2 protein-coding genes are annotated in these 1,845 nt (G+C 64.4%); both read left to right on the forward strand.

The genetic code is table 11. The annotated features are described in order from the left end of the window. A partial coding sequence (locus tag ABYB95_RS22800) for a hypothetical protein (protein ID WP_372662413.1) occupies positions 1-365 on the forward strand: 365 nt, incomplete at its 5' end. Positions 366-413: 48 nt separating this feature from the next. Then, a protein-coding gene (locus ABYB95_RS22805; RefSeq protein ID WP_372662416.1) for an IS3 family transposase occupies positions 414-1,708 on the forward strand; the annotation gives its coding sequence in 2 pieces (ribosomal slippage) (positions 414-693 and positions 693-1,708; 1,296 coding nt in all). Positions 1,709-1,845 lie beyond the last annotated feature (137 nt).

Below are 1,845 nucleotides of genomic sequence, written 5' to 3' on the forward strand. Positions count from 1 at the left end.
ACGCTGGCCGAGGCCAAGCGGTGCTCCACCTCCAAGGACGTCTAACGGCCGGCATCTCTCCCGGTATCCGCGCCGCGGCAGCTCACATGCTGCAACGACACGTCGAACCCGCTGAATTGATGCGCTGGTGGTGGGGCAAGTTCGAACCGACCGCTGACTGGATACTGACGGCCGCGGACCTCGGGATCATTACTGCCACGGGCAATGACCAGGAGACGAACCTGGCCGCCGCGGTCGCAATGGCCGATTGTGACGAAGAATGGTCTGTCGAGGTACTGTCCCGTGGTGGCTATGCTGGCAACGCCGATGCCATCTTGACCCTCGGCAAGGACGACCTCGGTGACGGAGCGTTTGACGCGCTATGAATCGCCCCGGGTCTGATGGAGGCTCTCAATCCATGGAGGATGAGAGTCATGGCAGCACCCAGGAAGTACCCCGACGAGTTGCGTGAGCGGGCCACTCGTCTGGCCGTTGAGTTGCGAGCGGACCCGGCAACCAAGCAGGGCGCGATCGCTCGGGTGGCCGAGCAGCTCGGGATGCACCGAGAGACCTTGCGGGGCTGGGTCCGCCAGGCTGAGATCGACGGTGGCCTGCGTCCGGGCACCACGAGCAGCGACGCCGAGCGGCTGGCCGAGCTTGAGCGGGAGAACCGCGAGCTGCGGCGGACCAATCACATCTTGAGGACGGCCTCGGCTTTCTTCGCGGCGGAGCTCGACCGCCCCACCACCAGGTAGTCGCCTACGTCGATGCTCATCGCCACGACGTGGTCGATGGGCGCGAGGTCGGGGTCGAGCCGATCTGCGCTGCGCTGAAGGAAGCCGGCGTGCAGATCGCCCCGAGCAGTTACTACGCCGCCAAGTCCAGGCCACCCTCGGCACGCGCGATCCGGGATGCCGAGCTGGTCGAGGACATCAAGACAGCCCACAAGGCCAACCTGGGTGTCTATGGCGCGAGGAAGATCCACGCCGAGCTCAACCGTGAGGGCGTCCCGGTCGCCAGGTGCACCGTGGAGCGGCTCATGCGCGCCGAGGGCCTGCGTGGGATCCCGCGGGAGAAGACCCGTCGCACCACCATCGGCGACGGTGCGGAGACCGAGCGTCCCGAGGACTTGGTGAAGCGCAAGTTCATGGCGACCGGGCCGAACCAGCTGTGGGTGGCGGACCTGACCTACGTCCGCACCCACGCTGGGTGGACCTACGTCGCGTTCGTCCTGGACGTCTTCAGCAGGATGATCGTGGGCTGGCAGGTGTCGACCAGCCTGCGCACCGACCTGGCACTCGATGCCCTCGACATGGGGTTGTGGACCCGGCAACGCGCGGGCCACGACGTCACCGGCCTGGTCCATCACAGCGACCGCGGAGTCCAGTACCGAGCCATTCGCTACACCGAGCGGCTCGCCGAAGCTGAGGCTGTCGCATCAGTCGGAAGCCGTGGCGACTCCTATGACAATGCGATGGCCGAGGCGCTGAACTCGCTGTTCAAGGCCGAGTGCATCCGCAACCCCGTCATGCGACCCAAGGGCGGCTGGAAGAGCGTGGGCGACGTCGAGATCGCTGTCGCCGAGTACGTCGACTGGTTCAACCACCGACGCCTTCACGGCGAGATCGGGCTCGTCCCGCCGGCCGAGTACGAGGCCCATCACTGGGCCGAGCAGAACCTCAGCGACTACGTTGAAACACCCGTCCCGACCGGGGCTGGTTCCAAGTAATCGAGTCTCCACGAAACCCGGGGCGATTCAAGCAGCATGTAAAGGAATACTGTTTGAAACATGAAAATTGGGAGCAACAACCACTCCAAAACCTAATAGACTCTATAACCCTAAAGGCAATTAAGGTTCTTTTCTCT

It is taken from the genome of Hydrogenophaga sp., from assembly GCF_041633695.1.
Taxonomy (GTDB): domain Bacteria; phylum Pseudomonadota; class Gammaproteobacteria; order Burkholderiales; family Burkholderiaceae_C; genus Hydrogenophaga.